The organism is Haloarchaeobius iranensis (assembly GCF_900103505.1).
Classification (GTDB): Archaea; Halobacteriota; Halobacteria; order Halobacteriales; family Natrialbaceae; genus Haloarchaeobius; species Haloarchaeobius iranensis.
In genome coordinates, this window is sequence record NZ_FNIA01000005.1 from 136,178 (window position 1) to 152,174 (window position 15,997).

Annotated in this window: 17 protein-coding genes; 8 read left to right on the forward strand and 9 right to left on the reverse strand. The window is 69.1% G+C overall.

The window, feature by feature from the left end:
• Positions 1-21: 21 nt before the first annotated feature.
• From BLT27_RS05990 to BLT27_RS06000, 3 genes are all read right to left on the reverse strand, one after another.
• Positions 22-1,002: a hypothetical protein gene (locus tag BLT27_RS05990; RefSeq protein WP_089732130.1), complete on the reverse strand. Its 981-nt coding sequence runs from the start codon at positions 1,000-1,002 to the stop codon at positions 22-24.
• Between the two features lie 87 nt (positions 1,003-1,089).
• On the reverse strand, positions 1,090-2,202 hold the full coding sequence (locus tag BLT27_RS05995; RefSeq protein ID WP_089732131.1) for an aminotransferase class V-fold PLP-dependent enzyme: 1,113 nt from the start codon (positions 2,200-2,202) through the stop codon (positions 1,090-1,092).
• A 63-nt stretch (positions 2,203-2,265) separates the two neighbouring features.
• Positions 2,266-2,505: a YgaP family membrane protein gene (locus tag BLT27_RS06000; RefSeq protein WP_089732132.1), complete on the reverse strand. Its 240-nt coding sequence runs from the start codon at positions 2,503-2,505 to the stop codon at positions 2,266-2,268.
• Between the two features lie 117 nt (positions 2,506-2,622).
• On the opposite strand from BLT27_RS06000, the gene mce reads away from it, so the two are divergent.
• Complete coding sequence (mce, locus tag BLT27_RS06005; RefSeq protein WP_089732133.1) at positions 2,623-3,009, forward strand: methylmalonyl-CoA epimerase; 387 nt, start codon at positions 2,623-2,625, stop codon at positions 3,007-3,009.
• A gap of 24 nt (positions 3,010-3,033) precedes the next feature.
• Here mce and BLT27_RS06010 read toward each other — a convergent pair whose 3' ends face one another.
• The 3 genes from BLT27_RS06010 to BLT27_RS06020 all read right to left on the reverse strand — a co-directional run bounded on the left by BLT27_RS06010 (position 3,034) and on the right by BLT27_RS06020 (position 4,938).
• Complete coding sequence (locus tag BLT27_RS06010; protein ID WP_217639100.1) at positions 3,034-3,603, reverse strand: NUDIX hydrolase; 570 nt, start codon at positions 3,601-3,603, stop codon at positions 3,034-3,036.
• Positions 3,600-4,184 carry an NUDIX domain-containing protein gene (locus BLT27_RS06015; protein ID WP_089732134.1) on the reverse strand — a complete coding sequence of 195 codons (585 nt, stop codon included), beginning with the start codon at positions 4,182-4,184 and terminating at the stop codon, positions 3,600-3,602. The genes BLT27_RS06010 and BLT27_RS06015 overlap by 4 nt, the downstream gene beginning before the upstream one ends.
• A 115-nt stretch (positions 4,185-4,299) precedes the next feature.
• Positions 4,300-4,938, reverse strand: coding sequence for an FAD-dependent oxidoreductase (locus BLT27_RS06020; RefSeq protein ID WP_089732135.1), 639 nt, complete (start codon positions 4,936-4,938; stop codon positions 4,300-4,302).
• A gap of 124 nt (positions 4,939-5,062) precedes the next feature.
• Between BLT27_RS06020 and BLT27_RS06025 the strand changes: the two genes are divergently transcribed.
• The 5 genes from BLT27_RS06025 to BLT27_RS06045 all read left to right on the forward strand — a co-directional run bounded on the left by BLT27_RS06025 (position 5,063) and on the right by BLT27_RS06045 (position 12,001).
• Positions 5,063-6,817, forward strand: a complete 1,755-nt coding sequence (locus BLT27_RS06025) for a 2-oxoacid:acceptor oxidoreductase subunit alpha (RefSeq protein ID WP_089732136.1) — start codon at positions 5,063-5,065, stop codon at positions 6,815-6,817.
• Positions 6,814-7,677 carry a 2-oxoacid:ferredoxin oxidoreductase subunit beta gene (locus BLT27_RS06030; protein ID WP_089732137.1) on the forward strand — a complete coding sequence of 288 codons (864 nt, stop codon included), beginning with the start codon at positions 6,814-6,816 and terminating at the stop codon, positions 7,675-7,677. Before BLT27_RS06025 ends, BLT27_RS06030 begins: the two co-directional genes overlap by 4 nt.
• A gap of 422 nt (positions 7,678-8,099) precedes the next feature.
• Positions 8,100-10,733: an alkaline phosphatase PhoX gene (locus BLT27_RS06035; RefSeq protein ID WP_175526402.1), complete on the forward strand. Its 2,634-nt coding sequence runs from the start codon at positions 8,100-8,102 to the stop codon at positions 10,731-10,733.
• 21 nt (positions 10,734-10,754) lie between these two features.
• Positions 10,755-11,543, forward strand: a complete 789-nt coding sequence (locus BLT27_RS06040) for a hypothetical protein (RefSeq protein ID WP_089732138.1) — start codon at positions 10,755-10,757, stop codon at positions 11,541-11,543.
• Positions 11,544-11,578: 35 nt separating this feature from the next.
• Entirely contained in the window at positions 11,579-12,001 is a 423-nt protein-coding gene (locus tag BLT27_RS06045) for a hypothetical protein (RefSeq protein ID WP_089732139.1), read from the forward strand.
• A 1-nt stretch (position 12,002) separates the two neighbouring features.
• On the opposite strand, the gene BLT27_RS06050 is transcribed toward BLT27_RS06045, so the two are convergent.
• Both BLT27_RS06050 and BLT27_RS06055 read right to left on the reverse strand, forming a co-directional pair.
• Positions 12,003-12,659 (reverse strand): DUF6517 family protein, encoded by a 657-nt coding sequence (locus tag BLT27_RS06050; RefSeq protein ID WP_089732140.1) that lies wholly within the window; start codon positions 12,657-12,659, stop codon positions 12,003-12,005.
• A gap of 49 nt (positions 12,660-12,708) precedes the next feature.
• A complete protein-coding gene (locus BLT27_RS06055) occupies positions 12,709-13,341 on the reverse strand; it encodes a rubrerythrin family protein (protein WP_089732141.1) in 633 nt (210 codons plus the stop codon).
• 110 nt (positions 13,342-13,451) lie between these two features.
• On the opposite strand from BLT27_RS06055, the gene BLT27_RS06060 reads away from it, so the two are divergent.
• Together BLT27_RS06060 and BLT27_RS06065 are read left to right on the forward strand one after the other, a co-directional pair.
• Positions 13,452-14,612 carry an MBL fold metallo-hydrolase gene (locus tag BLT27_RS06060; RefSeq protein ID WP_089732142.1) on the forward strand — a complete coding sequence of 387 codons (1,161 nt, stop codon included), beginning with the start codon at positions 13,452-13,454 and terminating at the stop codon, positions 14,610-14,612.
• A 66-nt stretch (positions 14,613-14,678) separates the two neighbouring features.
• Positions 14,679-15,557 (forward strand): AAC(3) family N-acetyltransferase, encoded by an 879-nt coding sequence (locus tag BLT27_RS06065; RefSeq protein ID WP_089732143.1) that lies wholly within the window; start codon positions 14,679-14,681, stop codon positions 15,555-15,557.
• On the opposite strand, the gene BLT27_RS06070 is transcribed toward BLT27_RS06065, so the two are convergent.
• Positions 15,558-15,893, reverse strand: a complete 336-nt coding sequence (locus BLT27_RS06070; protein ID WP_089732144.1) for a 2Fe-2S iron-sulfur cluster-binding protein — start codon at positions 15,891-15,893, stop codon at positions 15,558-15,560. It lies immediately after the preceding gene.
• Positions 15,894-15,997: the final 104 nt, after the last annotated feature.

Sequence of the window (15,997 nt, forward strand, 5' to 3'; positions counted from 1 at the left end):
AGGTCGACGGTGGCGGGGACCCTACAGGAACGCGGCGTCGTCGCCGCCGAGTTCGAAGCCGGCGTTCCAGGTCGCGCGGGCGACCTCCGTGTCACCGTCGTTCGTCCGGTGCACGACCGAGACGTGGGCGGGGAAGTCCGCCTCGAAGCCGACGGTGCTCTCGTAGTCGACGACGCCGACGCATTCGACACAGCTCTCGGCGTCGTTCTCGGTCGCCACGAGGACGAGTTCGAACTCGTCGGTCTCCTCGTCGTAGTTGGACTCGGTCACCTCGACCGAGTAGCAGGGCGTCGGCGTGACGAACGCGCCCTCGACGGTCACCTCCTCGTCGCCGTAGGAGACGGTCGCGGTGTGGTCCTCGCCGTCTGCGCACTCGCCTTCGCCCTGTCCGACGCCGACGGTGCGCGCGGACGGGCTGGGGCACGCCATCCTCGTGCTGACGCCGCTGGTCTCGACCGACCAGTCCTCGGCGACCGTGATGGAGGTGAAGCCGCTGTTGCAGGTGAAGTCGCCGTGGCCGAGCTGGTGCTCGTGCAGCGTCTCGCCGTTGCCATCGACGGTGAGGGTGTACGTGGCGGGCACGTAGAACATGACCGTCACGTACGCGTCGGCCGAGAGCGTCGTCGTGCCGAGGTCCCGGACCTGCAGGTCGTCGCTCGGGCCGGGGGTCGGCCGGGTCACCTGGAGCGCGAAGTCACGCTCCTCGTCGGCGTCGTTGCGGACGTGGACGGGGACGGGCTTGTTGTTGTTCGCGAAGGCGACGCCCTCGGGGGAGCCGACCTCGAAGCGGGCGGCCTCGGTCTGCTCGTCGGGGTTGAACTCCGAGCCGTCGTCATCGTCGGTGCCGTCGGGCGTGTCGGTGCCGTCGTCGGGCGTCGTGCCCGGCTCGTCGGTCGTGGTGTTGTCCGTGCCGGAGTCGCCGGGGCTGCTGTCGTCGATACAGCCGGTGACGCCGACCGCGCCGATGCTTGCGAGCGAGCTCAGGAGGGTCCGTCGCTTCATACCCGGCCATACTCGCTCCGAGGGATTAACCCCTATCCAAGCTGAAAGGAGTGTTTTACCGGTCGAAAGTCCGGTCAAAGACGGCTTTCACTCATCGAGGGCGTCGAGGAGGGCGTCCACGTCGTCGGCGGTGTTGAACACGTGGATCGACGCACGGACGACGCCGGTCGTCGGGATGGAGCGGACCTCGATGCCCCGTTCGGCCACCCGCTCGACCGTCGCCTCGGGGTCGTCGTCAGCGAACGAGACGAGCCCGGTGTGGTACTCGCGGGGCGAGACGAGACTGTCCGCATCGAGGCCCTCCTTCAGCCGATTGGTGAGGCGTTCGACGCGGGACTGGACGGTGTCGATACCGATATCCTCGATGGTCTCGATGGCCGTCTGGAGGCCGGCGTACGGGGCGGGTGCGACGGTGCCGAACTCGAAGCGCCGCGCGCCCTCGGCGTACTCGTAGGGGTCGGCGTACGGGTCGACGGTGTTCCGGTAGCCGAGCTGTGCCGGTGCGAGGGTCTCGGCGAACGCGGGGTCGACGTAGAGGAAGCCCGCGCCCCACGGCCCGAGCAGCCACTTGTGACCCGAGGCGGCGACCGCGTCGGCGCCCCACTCCTCGACGTCGACTGGGTGCTGGCCGGGCGACTGCACGGCGTCGACGACGACGCGTGCCCCCGCGTCGTGGGCGCGCTCGGTGAGCTCGCGGACCGGGGCGCGCACGCCGGAGGTCCAGCAGACCGAGCTGAACGTCGCGAGCGTCGCGCCCTGCACAGCGTCCTCCCAGTCGTCGGGGTCGATCCAGCCCCGGTCGGTCTCCACGACGCGCACCTCGACGCCGTACTCGTCCCGGAGGCGGCGCCAGGGGAGGATGCCGGCGGCGTGCTCCACGTCGGTCCGGACGACGACATCGTCGGCGTCCCAGTCCATTGCGAGGGGGAGCCGGCTGATTCCGTCGGTCGTGCTGCCGGTGAGTGCGACGTTGCCGGGCTCTGTGCCGATGTGTGAGGCCACGGTCGCGCGCGCCTGGTCGAACAGTTCGAACGCCGGCTCGTACATCCCCGGTCCCGCCGCCGACTCGAACTCGTGGAACTCGTGCCACGACTCCGTCGAATCGACGATGTGGCGGGGACTGGGGCCGCTCGCGCCGGTGTTCAGGTAGGTCGTCTCGTCGAGGACGGGCATGTCGTCACGGAGCTGAGATGGGTTCATAGTGGGTGGTGTGTGTCCAGGGTACGTCCGCCGGGCCGAAAACGAGACGGGTCCGCGGGCGGGTCAGTTCCCGCGCCGCAGGGTGCGGATGTCGAGCAGGCTGTACGCCGGGCAGGTCTGCGTGTAGCCGGTGACGAGCAGGACGAGCCCGACGACGGCGAGCACGAGCGGCGCACCGACGGTCGCGACGGTGCCGCTGCCGACGCTCAGGATACCCGCCCCGACGACGGCTGCAGCGACCAGCATGACTGCCCCGAGGACGAGGCGAACGATACGGTCTGTGGAGCCGACGTTGAGTTCCATAGGAGTAGTATTGTGCTAAGTAGGGATAAATGGACATCACTGTTCTCACTCTGCGGGAGTGACACCCGCCGCGGCGGAGGCTGTACCTTCATGTCGGTGCGACGTGTCGGGTCGGATATGGAGTTCGATCACGCTGGCGTCGCGACGGACGACGCGACGGGGATGGCGGAGCTGTACGGGGACCTGTTCGGGCTCGAGACCGCCCACGAGGAGGAGTTCGACGGGATGCACGTCGTCTTCCTCGACGTGGGCAACGGCTACTTCGAACTCCTCGAACCGCTCGAGGAGGGTGGCGCAGTCGCGCGGTTCCTCGCGAACCGCGGCCCTGGTATCCATCACGTCGCGCTCGCCACCGAGGATATCGACGCCGCCCTCGATAGGGCGCGGGAGCACGATGTCCGGCTCATCGACGAGGAACCCCGCCCGGGTGCGTGGGGACACGACGTGGCGTTCCTCCACCCGAAGGACACCGGCGGCGTGCTCGTGGAGTTCGTCCAGCACTGAGCCGGCCTCCCGGGAGACTGCGCGCTACCCGTCGGCCCACCGCGCGACCCTGTCCGCGAACGGCTCGTACACCGGCGTCGGCGGGTCGGCCGGATGGAACCACCGCGCCTCGACGACCTCGTCGTCGCCGACCGCGATGTCGGTCCCGCGGGTCGGGCGCGCGTCGACGTGCACCGTCAGCATCGCCAGCGTCCGCGTCGGGTCCTCGGCGTGGACGATGGTCCTCCGGACTGTCTGGAACACGTCGACGGCTTCGGCGTCGATGCCGGTCTCCTCGTCCACCTCGCGGAGCGCCGTCTCGACGTGGTTCTCGCCGGGCTCGTGGCCGCCGCCCGGAAGGCCCCAGGTGTCGGGCGCGCCCTCGTGCCGGATGAACAGCGCGCGACCGTCGCCGTCGACCACGAACGCGCCGGCGTCGCCGCGCCAGCCGTCGCGGGCCAGCTCGACGCCGGACTCGAAGTAGTCGGGCTCGTTCCCGACGGTCTCCTCGTGGACCGGAAAGTCGCCGAACCGGTCGCTGAGCCGGGCGAGTTCGGCGTCGACGTCGGCGCGCATCCGGTCGCCGAGGCCGGTCGCCGGGTCGTCGTCGCTCATGGCCACTCGTGGGCGCGGTCCTCGATGGCCGGGTGGAGGTCCGCCGGCAGCTCCCGGAACCAGCACGCGCCGTTGAGTTCGCCGCTCTGGATGGCGACCTCGCCGTCGACGTAGTCCGCCTCGAAGAACGTGTAGCAGAGGTGGACCTCGCTGCCGGTCTCCTCGTGGGTCCCGACGACGCGTTCGACGAACAGGACGTCGGAGACCGAACAGTCGATGGAGACCTCCTCGCCGACCTCGCGCTCGGCGGCCGCTTCCGCCGTCTCGCCGTCCTCGATGCCGCCGCCGGGGACACCCCAGTGGCTCACGCCACGGCCCATGATGAGCAGGACCCGGTCGCCGTCGGCGGCCGCCTCGTCGGGCATCGACTCGGAGAGGGACGGGGCCTCGGTCTCACCGCGTCGAATCCAGCAGTACGCACCACCGATGTAGTCGTACGCGTCCACGTCGTCGGTCCAGTCGGCGTACTGCTCCGTTGTGAGTGGTTCGCGGTTCTCCGCGACCGGGAACTCACCGTATCGCTCGTGGAGCCGGTCGAGGCGGCGGTCGACCTCGGCGGCGTTGATTCTCTCGGGCGGCATGGACTGCGTAGGAAAACGGAGGGACGACTAATAGCCGTCGAAATGCCGTGGCAGTCGCTCTACTGCTCGGCCTCGCGAAGCACCGGATGGAGTTCGACCGCGACGACGAGGCCGTCTAGCCGAAGCTCTCGACCTGCGCCGCGTCGGCGTCGAGGCCGGCCGACTCGAGCGCGTCGGTGACGGCCCCGCAGAAGTCGGCGAAGCCGAACACGTACACCTCGCCGTCGTCGCCGTACTCGCCGACGGCGTCGGCGAGGTCGGGGTCCGCGTCGTCGTCGAAGACGTGGACGGTCGCGCCGGCGGCTTCGAGTGCGTCGAGGCGGTCCGTGTGGGCCGGCCCGTCGTCCTGGTAGAGCACGACGGCCTCGTGTCCGTGCTCGACGGCGCGCTCGGCGATGGCGACGGCGGGGCCGATGCCCGGCCCGCCCGCGGCGACCACCACGTCGCCCCCGTCGTCGTACTTGACGTTCCCGAACGGCCCCTCGATGGTGAGCTCCGCGCCGGCGTCGAGGTCGGCCAGCCACGGGGAGATGTCGCCGTCGGGGTCGACGCCGACGGTCAGCTCGAACGTCCCGTCGACGTCGGGCGAGGAGAGCGTGTAGTACCGCGACAGCTCCTCGCCCTCGACCGTCGCCCGGACGAGCACGAACTGTCCCGGGAGCGCCTCGAACCCCTCGGGTGTCTCTACGTCTATCGCGACGGTTCCCGGCCCCACCGTTTCGACTGCTGCAACGGTAACGACCCTCTCGTCCATGGTCGGCGGTAGCCATGGCATCGGTAAAGGCGTTCCTCTCCCGGCTTGCGGCAAAACCGCCCTCGGCCCGTCGTCGGGTGTTTCAGAAGCCTTTTGCTCCCACGCTTGGTAGCCACAGCACAACATGGCCGAGGACCTAAACTGGGCTATCGGTGGCGAGGCCGGCGACGGTATCGACTCCACCGGTAAGATATTCGCCCAGGCCCTCTCACGGGCCGGACGGCACGTATTCACCTCGAAAGACTTCGCGTCGCGCATCCGTGGCGGGTACACCGCCTACAAGATTCGCACGTCGACCGAACAGGTCCAGAGCGTCGTCGACCGCCTGGACATTCTGGTCGCACTGACACAGCGGACCATCGACGAGAACCTCGACGAACTCCACGACGAGTCCGCCGTCATCTACGACGGCGAGCGCTCCTGGGAGGCCGAGTACCCCGACCACATCACCGGGGTCGATGTCCCGCTGAAATCGCTGGCCGAGGAGGCCGGCGGGGCGATCATGCGCAACATCGTCGCGCTCGGTGCCGCCTGCGAGATCACGAACTTCTCCATCGAGAACCTCGACGAGGCCCTCGAGAAGCGCTTCGGTGCCAAGGGCGAGAAGATCGTCGAGAACAACAAGAAGGCCGCCCGACTCGGGCAGGAGTACGTCGCCGAGAACTACGACCTCGACGTCGACTACGACATCGACGAGACGGACAACGACTACGTCCTGCTCAACGGCGACGAGGCCATCGGGATGGGTGCCATCGCCGCGGGCTGCCGGTTCTACGCCGGCTACCCCATCACGCCCGCGACGGACGTGATGGAGTACCTCACCGGCCGCATCGACGAGTTCGGCGGTCACGTCGTCCAGGCCGAGGACGAGCTCTCCGCCATCAACCTCGCGCTCGGCGCGGCACGCGCCGGCGCACGCTCGATGACCGCGACCTCCGGGCCCGGCATCGACCTGATGACAGAGACGTTCGGTCTCGTCGCGACCAGCGAGACGCCGCTGGTCATCGTCGACGTGATGCGCTCCGGCCCCTCGACCGGGATGCCGACGAAGCAGGAGCAGGGCGACCTCAACATGACCCTGTACGGCGGCCACGGCGAGATTCCGCGGTTCGTCGTCGCCCCGACGAGCATCGACGAGTGCTTCTGGAAGACCGTCGAGGCGTTCAACTACGCCGAGAAGTACCAGACGCCGGTCTACCTCGTCGCCGACCTCGCACTCGCCGTCACCGAGCAGACGTTCCCGCCGGAGACGTTCGACATGGACGAGGTCGAAATCGACCGCGGCAAGGTCGTCGACGACGACACCGTCGACGAGTGGCTCGACGAGGAGGGTCGCTTCCGAGCCCACGCGAACACCGAGGACGGCGTCTCGCCGCGTGCGTTCCCCGGCACGGCCGACGGCGCGCACATGTCCACCGGCCTCGAGCACGACGAGCTCGGACGCCGGACCGAGGACACGAACGTCCGCATCGAGCAGGTCGACAAGCGCAACCGGAAGGTCGACACCGCGCGCGAGCAGGAGAACTGGGACTACCGCGAGTTCGGCAACCCCGACGCGGAGAACCTCGTCATCTCCTGGGGCTCGAACGAGGGCGCGATGGTCGAGGCCATCGACTACCTCGAGGAGCGCGGCGTCGACGTGCGCTTCCTCTCGGTGCCCTACATCTTCCCGCGTCCCGACCTCACGGCTGACATCGAGGCCGCCGAGAACGTCATCGTCGTCGAGTGCAACGCGACGGGGCAGTTCGCGGACATCATCGAGCACGACGTGCTCCAGCGCGTCGAACGCATCAACAAGTACAACGGTGTCCGCTTCAAGGCGGACGAGCTGGCAGACGACATCGAGGAGACCCTCAAGACGGAGGCGAAAGCACAATGAGCTCAGACGTACGTTTCACCGACTTCAAGTCCGACAAGCAGCCGACCTGGTGTCCGGGATGCGGCGACTTCGGCACGATGAACGGCATGATGAAGGCGCTGGCGAACACGGGCAACGACCCCGACAACACGTTCGTCGTCGCCGGCATCGGCTGTTCCGGCAAGATCGGCACCTACATGCACAGCTACGCGCTCCACGGCGTCCACGGGCGCGCACTCCCCGTCGGCACCGGCGTCAAGCTCGCCAACCCCGACCTCGAAGTGATGGTCGCGGGCGGCGACGGCGACGGCTACTCCATCGGCGCGGGCCACTTCGTCCACGCCGTTCGGCGGAACGTCGACCTGACCTACGTCGTCATGGACAACCGTATCTACGGACTGACGAAGGGCCAGGCGTCCCCGACCTCGCGCGAGGACTTCGAGACGAGCACTACCCCCGAGGGACCGCAGCAGCCCCCGGTCAACCCGCTCGCACTCGCCCTCGCCTCCGGCGCGACGTTCATCGCGCAGTCGTTCTCCAGCGACGCGCTCCGCCACGCCGAGATCATCGAGCAGGCCATCGAGCACGACGGCTTCGGCTTCGTCAACGTGTTCAGCCCGTGCGTGACGTTCAACGACGTCGACACGTACGACTACTTCCGCGACTCGCTGGTCGACCTGAAGGAGGCCGACCACGACCCGCACGACTACGACGACGCCAAGGAGAAGATCCTCGAGGGCGACAAGGAGTACATGGGCGTCCTCTGGCAGGACGAGGAGAGCGTCCCGTACCACCAGACCCACGGTGTCACCGAGGACATGACCGACATCCCCGACGGCGCCGCCGACGGGTCGATGGACCTGGTCCGGGAGTTCTACTAACGACCTTTTTCCCGTGAGAGTCGCGCGGAGCGCGACCCTCACGTCAAAAAGCTCGGACAAAAAGGCCGGGCTAAGCGAGGCGACGCAGTCGCCTCGTTGGCGAACGGGCCGGAGCCTGCGGAGGTCCGTGAGCCCGCTGACGCGAGCGCGGACGTCTCTCGGTCGACGGTCGTCGCGTATCGACGCTTCCCCCCCCCGTCGCGACCGTTCCGGGTCGCTGCTTCGACACGTTCTGGCAGCTCCGCTACTATCATTCGTTCGGCGTCGGCTCGACCTGTCGGCGAATCGTGACAGTAGACGGATAGCCGTCTATAGTCGGTACATATCCGGTGATTGCCAGTAGTGCTGGAACGTAGACGAGGGGCGCGGGCAGTACATCTATTATAAAGCGCTTTTGGCCGATGCTGCTATCGCTCACCTGCATCATGGAGTTCACCAGACGGAACCTGATGGCGTCGTCCGTGGCCGCTGCACTGGGAGCCAGCGTCGCGGGGAAGGCGACGGCCGTCGTCGACGATCCGGACACACCGGGGGCACCGAGCGTGAAGGGGGAGCTGAAGCGGTTCTCGACGACCGCACTGGGGGCGGAGGTGACCGGTCCCTACGTCTTCGCGGACGGGTCGCTGCTGTACAGCCTGCAGCACCCGAGCCGCGACAACGAACCGCCGTTCGACCGGGCGGGGGTCGGCTACTTCAGCGGGTTCCAGTTCGAGATGGACGGGAGCAACGGCGACTTCGAGGAGCTGTCGATTCCGGAGACAGAAGCCGAGCGCGGGGCGGTCCGCTCCGGCGAGGGCGAGTGGGTCCCCCTCGCACAGGAGGAGGACGAGATACGGGGCGGCGCTGAGCTGCTCGGCGTCTCCCAGACACCCGACGGGACGAACATCTCGCGCGAGAACTTCGCGGGCACCCAGTACGGGAACGCGGGGTACAACCCGGACTGCAACCAGTTCGTGGCGACGAACGACGAGGGCACCGAGGGCTACCTGTTCACCAACTGGGAGAACAGTCCGGGCAACGTCTCGCGGGTCCCACTCAGTCAGGACGACGACGGCGAGTGGAGCGCGGACCTGGAGAACGCGATGAACCTCTCGAACACCGAGGCCTTCCGCGAGGTCGGCGGCACGCGCATCAACTGCTACGGCGACCTGAGTCCGTGGGGGACGATGCTCTCCTCCGAGGAGAACTACGCCCATCCGCGCGTCTCGATGACCTCGACCGTCGGCGACATCGCCGAGGCGGGGACCGGACGGGGCCACGTCGGCGCGTGCCAGTTCTGGAACCGCCCGAACCCGAGCGAGATTCAGGGCGCGGTCGACGACTACTACGGGGAGAACTCGTGGGACATCCAGGGTTACTGGGCGCTCACCGGCGTCGAGTTCCTCGCGTACTACCTCGGCGCGGAGCCGGTCGACCAGACCGGTGGCAACGAGCAGAACACCACGAACCCGATCGGCGACGTCTACCCGAATCCGTACCGCTACGGCTACCACGTCGACATCCGCGAGCCCGCAGCCGACACGCCCCAGCCCGTGAAGTACTACGTCATGGGCCGGGCGGCGTGGGAGGCCCCCGACGTGCAGGGCGACAGGAAGACCGTCTACGAGTGCTCCGACGGCGACAGCAAGGGCATCTACAAGTTCGTCGCCGACGAGCCCATCGACAGCTACGAGGACCCGATGGACGTTGCGGGCACGCTGTACGCGCCGAAGATCACCAACGGGGCGGCCGCCGCCGGTGGCTCGCCGGCGGAGGTCCCGCTGCACGTCGACTGGCTCGAACTCGGCCACGCGACCAACGCCGAGGTCGCCTCGTGGATCGCCGAGTACGACGACGTGACCCAGGAGACGTACTTGGAGACCCACGCGGAGACCGACTGGACCGAGGACCTCGCAGGGGCCATCGCGGAGGCCGACCAGACCGTCGTCGAGGAGGGGAACCGGAACTACATCACGAACGAGGAGATCCTCGCGTGGGCCGCCCAGTACGAGAGCGAGGGCCCCGACGGCGTCGACGAGGAGTTGCGTCGCGTCCCCTTCCTCGAGACCCGCGCCGCCGCCAAGGAGGTCGGCGCGTCCATCGAGTTCAACAAGGCCGAGGGCGTCGACAGCCGCGACGACGCCGGCCCCGGCGACTTCGTCTACTTCGGCATCTCGGAGTTCAACGACGACCTCGCGAACGACGTCGGCGACATCCAGCTCGACCGCGTCGACGGCGGTGTCGTCTACCGCGCCGAGCTCGAGCGCAACTACGATGTCTCCGTGCTGGAGCCGGTCATCACCGGGCCCGACGCGAGCGACCCGGCCGACGTGGCCGACGACGCGCTCGTCAACGTCGACAACGTCTACGTGATGGACGACGGTCGCGTGCTCTGCTGCGAGGACGCCGACCAGTTCGGTCGCTCGTACCCGAACGACGCGCTGTACGTCTACCAGCCCGACGTCATCCTCGACGTCCAGTCCATCGCGGTCCAGCACGGGGCGACCGGCAGCGCCGACCTGCTCGTCTCCTCGCTCCCGGCAGGCGTCTCGGGCGGGGACCTGACCGTCACGGTCACCGAACCCGACGTGGCGAGCATCACCGGCGTCGAGTTCCCCGACGACGTGGGGCTGACGGAGGCCACCGTCAGCGACGACGGCTCGTCGGTCGAGATCCGCTTCTCGGACGTCGACCGTGCCGTCCAGCCCGGCGAGATAGACGTGCCCCTCGCCTCGCTCGATATCCTCGCGGAGAACACGGGGACGAGCGACCTCGCTGTCGAGGTCACCCAGCTCGACGACGATGAGGGGAGCCCCATCGAGGCGACCACCCGCAAGGGCATCGTGGTCGCCGGGCCGCCGCCGGTCGTCGGCCCGAACCCGCCGACAGACCCCGACGGCGACGGCCTGTACGAGGACGTCAACGGCAACGGGCAGGTCGACTACGACGACATCGTCGTCCTGTTCCAGCAGTTCGACTCCGACAGCGTCCAGCTGAACCCGGCGGCCTACGACTTCAACGAGAACGGCGAACTCGACTACGACGACATCGTGACGCTGTACGAGGAAGTGAACTGACGCACCAGCGTACCCCTACCCATGCCCTCGAACACCTCCCGTGTGACGCGTGACGTCGCGTTCACCGTGACGGTCACGACACTGGCGCTCGCGGTACTCACGCTTGCAGGTCTGGCCCTCAGCGGAACGGTCGCGGCCGTCCCGGGCGACTCGACCGCCGCCCAGCCCGCGGAGCCGACGCTGCACTTCGTCGGTGGCACCGTCAGCGACGACGGGACCACCGCGGTCGACGTCGTGCTCTCGTCCGCCCCGGACGGCCTCGCGGGCTACTACCTCCGCGTCGCCGTCGTGGACGCCGAGGTCGCCCGCATCGAGGGTGCCAGCTACCCCGACCGATTCGCGATGACGACCGACCCCGCCGTCACCGACGACGGTCGCTCGGTCGCCCTCGAGGCGGCCGACCTGAACCGGTCGGTCCAGCCCGGGGCGAGCAACGTGACCCTCGCGACCCTCTCGGTCGCCGGGATCGACCCCGGCGAGGTCCGCGTCACCGTCGAGCCGGTGCAGTTCGACGCCGACGACGGTCGCGGATTCGAGCCCGCGACCGAGCCCGGTGTCGTCACGGTGACTACCGCGCACGCCACCGGGACCCCCGTCGAGGACGCCGACGGAAGCACGGCGACGGCGGGTGTCCGACCCAACGCCGCGCCGCCCGGCACCGACGCCGACCCGGCGAGCGCCGACGGCCCGGACGACGCACCGACTGACGGTGGGTCGTCCCCCGACGGCGGTGGCGTCCCGACAATCGTGCTCGCGGCAGTCGGGGCTGCGTTCCTGGTCGTCGGGCTCCTCGCGGGTCGGCGACTGTAGCGACCACCCTCCACCGTTTGCTATTCCACCCACCCATGTCACGGACAAACCGAGAGAGACCGAACGGCACCGAATCCGTCGTCAGCGAGTACGTCTTCGACGTGCGAATCGTCGAAGTCACCGGCGACTCCGGCGAGACTCGCTACCGGTTCGAGGCACCACAGCACTGCGGCCGCGAGTTCGAATCGCGCGAGCTCGCCGAGCTGTACGCAGACGTGTACTTCGACGTGAACGGCTTCGAGGAGGCCGGCACCGGCGAGCGAGGCATCCCGCCGGAGGTCGTCCAGGCGGGCCGGGACACGCTCGCGGCGTACTTCCTCACACAGCCGTACAGCGACGCGCAGTGGGTCGCCTCCTTCTACGGGCGGCGGCCGGAGAAGGTCGAGCGATACGCGGAACGGGTCCGGACCCGCGCGGACGAGATCCGGGAGCAGGTCAGGGAGCGCGGGCTCGACTGAGTTACTCCTCGTCGCTGTGTTCGATGCTCTCGATGAGGTCGAGGATGTTGTCGCGTTCGTCGGGCAGCTGCGTCGGGTGGCCGCCGATGGCCACGACGTAGTCGTCGCCGTGCTTGACGACGCTGACGTAGATGTTCACCTCGACCTCGCGGCCGGCGAAGTTCGTCGTGGTGGTGAAGACGGCGACGTCGGTCTGCTCGCCGAGCATCGTGGCCTGCAGGGTGTCGGTGCGTTCGGCACCCGAGAGGTCGCCGTAGGACGTCTCGTACTGGCCGACGAGCTCGGTGAGCACCTCTCCCTCGCTCATGTTCGCGATGGGGTTCTGCGGCTCGCCCACCACGTCGACCTCGTGGGTCGAGACGACCGCGAACACGCCCACGGTCTCGTCGATGAAGTCGTCCTGCTTCTCGTACCGCGCGAGCCAGTTCTCGATGACGACGGTCCGATTGCCGAGGTCCTCGCTGGTCTGTTCGATGACCTCCTGGTCGACGGAGCGCTCCGTGTAGCCCGTTCCGCCGTCGCCGAGCGCGCTGTCGGCGACCGTCGCCCGTTCGGCGCTGTAGGTCAGCGGCTCCTCGCCGGTGATGAAGCCGATACAGCCGGCACCAGTCAGCAGGAGGGTCACGGCGAGAACCGTCGCGAGGCGTCTCGAAGCCATGCTTCGTCCCTCGCCACCTCCGGCAATCAAGGTTCCGGCCTTCGCCGGCTCAACAGATGGGTTTCGGGTCGACGCCGAGTTCGGTGAGCGAGTCCGCGTAGTCGTCGTAGGCGAGCTGGACGACGTACTCGGCGACGGCCTGGGCACGCTCCCAGTCGGCGTCGTCCTCGCAGACCGAGTCGAGGAGGTCGAGGCCCGCCGAGAGGGAGGCCTCGGTCTCGCTCCGGAGGTCGCGGAACAGGTCGGCGTTCGCCGCGTCCGCCTCGTTGACGAAGAAGCCGACGACCTGGAGGTGCGTCCGGAGGCTGACGAGGCCGCGCCCGACGAGCCCCGCGGCGGCGCGCTCGACGGCGTCGTCGCGGTCGCGCAGGTAGGCGTGCATCGGGCCGACGCTCTCGGGTTCGACGGGTTCGCCGAGAGCGTCGACGACGCGTTCGTAGTGCTCGGCCTCCTGTGCGGCCACGTCCGCGAACACCGCGCTCGCCTCGCCGTTCGGCTCGTCGGCGGCCCACGATTCGAACGTCTCGCGGGCGAGGAACTCGCTGAAGGCGGCGGCTCGGAGGACGGCCTCCTCGGAGAGGGCCGCGTCGGTCAGCGCGATGAGCAGCTTCGAGGAGCCGAGTCGGTCGAGCTCGGTCGCTTTCGCGGCCTCGACAGACTCGCGGAAGGCGGTCGCATCCATGCCTGACGTGTCGGCCGGTGTCGGCTTCAACGTTGTCCCACACCGGCGGTTCTGGCGGACCGAACGGTCCACGCACGGTTTTTATCCTCCCGCCGGGCGTACGGTGGGGTATGAGTGCCCCATCCGAAGCCGACGGCGCGCCGCCGTCGCTCTCCCCGCGAGCCCTCGACGAGCTGCTCCGGTCGGGCGAGCCGTTCACCCTGCTCGACGTCCGCGACCGCGACGAGTTCGAGGCGTGGCACGTCGACGGCCCGGAGGTCCGCGCGGTGCAGGTACCCCACGTGAGGTTCGTGCAGGCGCAGGTCACCGGCGACGTGGACTCGCTCGTCGGCGAGGCCCCCGACGAACCCATCGTCGCGGTCTGTGGCCACGGCGAGGCGAGCGCGCACGCCGCGGAACTCCTCGTCGATGCGGGCTACGACGCCCGGAACCTCGCCGGCGGGATGGACGCCTGGGCGCGCCTGCTCGTCGCCCGCGATATCGAGGCCGCGTCGGGCACCGTCGTCCAGTACGACCGGCCCTCGAGTGGCTGTCTCTCCTACATGATCGTCGACGGCGACGAGGCAGCGGTCGTCGACCCGCTCCGGGCGTTCGCCGACCGGTACGTCGCCGACGCGAGCGAGCGGGGCGCGAACATCCGGTACGCCATCGACACCCACGTTCACGCCGACCACGTCTCCGGCGTGCGGGCCGTCGCCGTCGCGAGCGACGCCGAGCCCGTCCTCCCCGAGCTGGCCAGGGAGCGCGGCCTCGCGTACGACGTGCGCCCGCTGGCCGACGGCGAGACGCTCACCGTCGGCGACACCGACATCGAGGCCGTCGCGACCCCCGGCCACACCACCGAGATGACGACGCTCGTCGCCAGCGGCGTGCTGTTCACCGGTGACGGGCTGTTCGTCGACACCGTCGCCCGGCCGGACCTGGAGGACGGCGACGAGGGTGCGGCCGAGCTGGCGGCCGAGCTGTACGACTCCGTGCGGGAGCGACTGCTGACCGTCCCCGATGCGATGGTCGTCGCGCCGGGACACCGCGACGACGGGACGCCGCGGGCCGAGGACGGGACCGTCACCGCGACCCTCGGGACGGTGCGCGACCGCGTCGAGGCGCTCTCGCTCGGACGCGACGAGTTCGTCGACCACGTGCTCGCGGCGCTGCCGCCCCAGCCCAACGAGTACGAGCGCATCATCGAGACGAACCTCGGCCGCGAGACGCTGGACGACGAGGACGCCTTCGCGGTCGAGCTCGGGCCCAACAACTGCGCGGCGCGGTGAGGTGTGAACGGCTCGCACGCCTGCTGAAGACTTTTACCGGGTGCGCCGTGACTCCACGGCACGCAGATGAGCGACGTGGCACCCGAGGCGATGAGCGACGAACCGATCACCGTCGAGCGGCTGGTCTCTGACCTGCGCGAGCTGGGGCTGTCGGCGGGCGACACCGTCTTCGTGCACAGCTCGCTGTCGGCGCTCGGCTGGGTCTGCGGCGGCCCGGCGGCGGTCGTGGACGCCCTCCAGCGGACCGTCACCGAGGCCGGGACGCTGGTGCTGCCGACGTTCACGGGCGACTACTCCGACCCGAGCGGCTGGCAGAACCCGCCGGTCCCGGACGAGTGGGAGCCGACCATCCGCGAGACGATGCCGGCGTTCCGCCCCGAGTCGACGCCCTGTCCACGGATCGGGGCCATCCCGAACACGTTCCGGTCGTACCCCGGCGTCGTCCGGAGCGACCACCCCGTCGTCTCGTTCGCCGCGTGGGGTGCCGACGCCGAGGCTATCGTCCGCCCGCACCCCGACGACGAACCGCTCGGCGAGGGGACGCCGCTCGCACGGCTGTACGACCACGACGCCTCGGTGCTCATGCTCGGCACCGACTACGAGACGGCCACCTCCTGCCACCTCGCCGAGTACCGCGGCGAGTTCCCGACGGAGCGCGAGACCGGCGGCGGCCCGGCCATCCGGGACGGCGAACGGATCTGGCTGGCGTTCGACGACGTCGCCCTCGACACGAGCGACTTCCCGCTGGTCGGCGACGCGTTCGAAGCCGAGCGCCCCGCGGCGGTGACCGTCGGTCGGGTCGGGGAGGCGGAGTCGCGGCTCGTCGACCAGCGCGCGCTCGTGGACTTCGCGGAGACGTGGTTCGGCGAGAACAGACCCGAGTCGCTTGAGCGAGCGGCCGACGACGCCGACGAGACGTCGTCGACGGACGGGGAGTCGGCGTAGTCAGTCGTCGTCCGCGGCAGCGCCCGCGTCCGCGGCCACCGCGGCGTCGTCCTCGATGCTCGGAGGGTACTTCCCGCGGTCGAGCTTCAGGTCCGAGGTTGGGCGTGCCATGCATGTCAGCGCGTAGTTCTCGCGCTCCGCCTCGGTGAGCCCGCGGGCGGCCGGCTGGGTCACGTCGCCTTCCACGATCTCGGCGGAGCAGGCCAGACACATCCCGACCCGGCAGGAGTACTCCTGTGCGATGCCCTCCTCGATGCATCGCTTCAGGATGGTCTGCTTGTCGGAGACGGTGATGGACTCACCGGTCCCCACGAACTCGACGGTGTAGTCGGTCATAGCTTCGGCTACAGCGGTTCCGGACTAAACTCTTTATCCTTTTCTGGGGTCGGTGAGGCGACAGAAACGGGAGTAAAACGTTTTTTCCCTGCGGCTGCGACGGA

Bases quoted from the DNA above. Each gene is read 5' to 3' on its own strand.
- BLT27_RS05990 (WP_089732130.1), bottom strand. From the start codon at position 1,002: ATGAAGCGACGGACCCTCCTGAGCTCGCTCGCAAGCATCGGCGCGGTC.
- BLT27_RS05995 (WP_089732131.1), bottom strand. From the start codon at position 2,202: ATGAACCCATCTCAGCTCCGTGACGACATGCCCGTCCTCGACGAGACG.
- BLT27_RS06000 (WP_089732132.1), bottom strand. From the start codon at position 2,505: ATGGAACTCAACGTCGGCTCCACAGACCGTATCGTTCGCCTCGTCCTC.
- mce (WP_089732133.1), top strand. From the start codon at position 2,623: ATGGAGTTCGATCACGCTGGCGTCGCGACGGACGACGCGACGGGGATG.
- BLT27_RS06010 (WP_217639100.1), bottom strand. From the start codon at position 3,603: ATGAGCGACGACGACCCGGCGACCGGCCTCGGCGACCGGATGCGCGCC.
- BLT27_RS06015 (WP_089732134.1), bottom strand. From the start codon at position 4,184: ATGCCGCCCGAGAGAATCAACGCCGCCGAGGTCGACCGCCGCCTCGAC.
- BLT27_RS06020 (WP_089732135.1), bottom strand. From the start codon at position 4,938: ATGGACGAGAGGGTCGTTACCGTTGCAGCAGTCGAAACGGTGGGGCCG.
- BLT27_RS06025 (WP_089732136.1), top strand. From the start codon at position 5,063: ATGGCCGAGGACCTAAACTGGGCTATCGGTGGCGAGGCCGGCGACGGT.
- BLT27_RS06030 (WP_089732137.1), top strand. From the start codon at position 6,814: ATGAGCTCAGACGTACGTTTCACCGACTTCAAGTCCGACAAGCAGCCG.
- BLT27_RS06040 (WP_089732138.1), top strand. From the start codon at position 10,755: ATGCCCTCGAACACCTCCCGTGTGACGCGTGACGTCGCGTTCACCGTG.
- BLT27_RS06045 (WP_089732139.1), top strand. From the start codon at position 11,579: ATGTCACGGACAAACCGAGAGAGACCGAACGGCACCGAATCCGTCGTC.
- BLT27_RS06050 (WP_089732140.1), bottom strand. From the start codon at position 12,659: ATGGCTTCGAGACGCCTCGCGACGGTTCTCGCCGTGACCCTCCTGCTG.
- BLT27_RS06055 (WP_089732141.1), bottom strand. From the start codon at position 13,341: ATGGATGCGACCGCCTTCCGCGAGTCTGTCGAGGCCGCGAAAGCGACC.
- BLT27_RS06060 (WP_089732142.1), top strand. From the start codon at position 13,452: ATGAGTGCCCCATCCGAAGCCGACGGCGCGCCGCCGTCGCTCTCCCCG.
- BLT27_RS06065 (WP_089732143.1), top strand. From the start codon at position 14,679: ATGAGCGACGTGGCACCCGAGGCGATGAGCGACGAACCGATCACCGTC.
- BLT27_RS06070 (WP_089732144.1), bottom strand. From the start codon at position 15,893: ATGACCGACTACACCGTCGAGTTCGTGGGGACCGGTGAGTCCATCACC.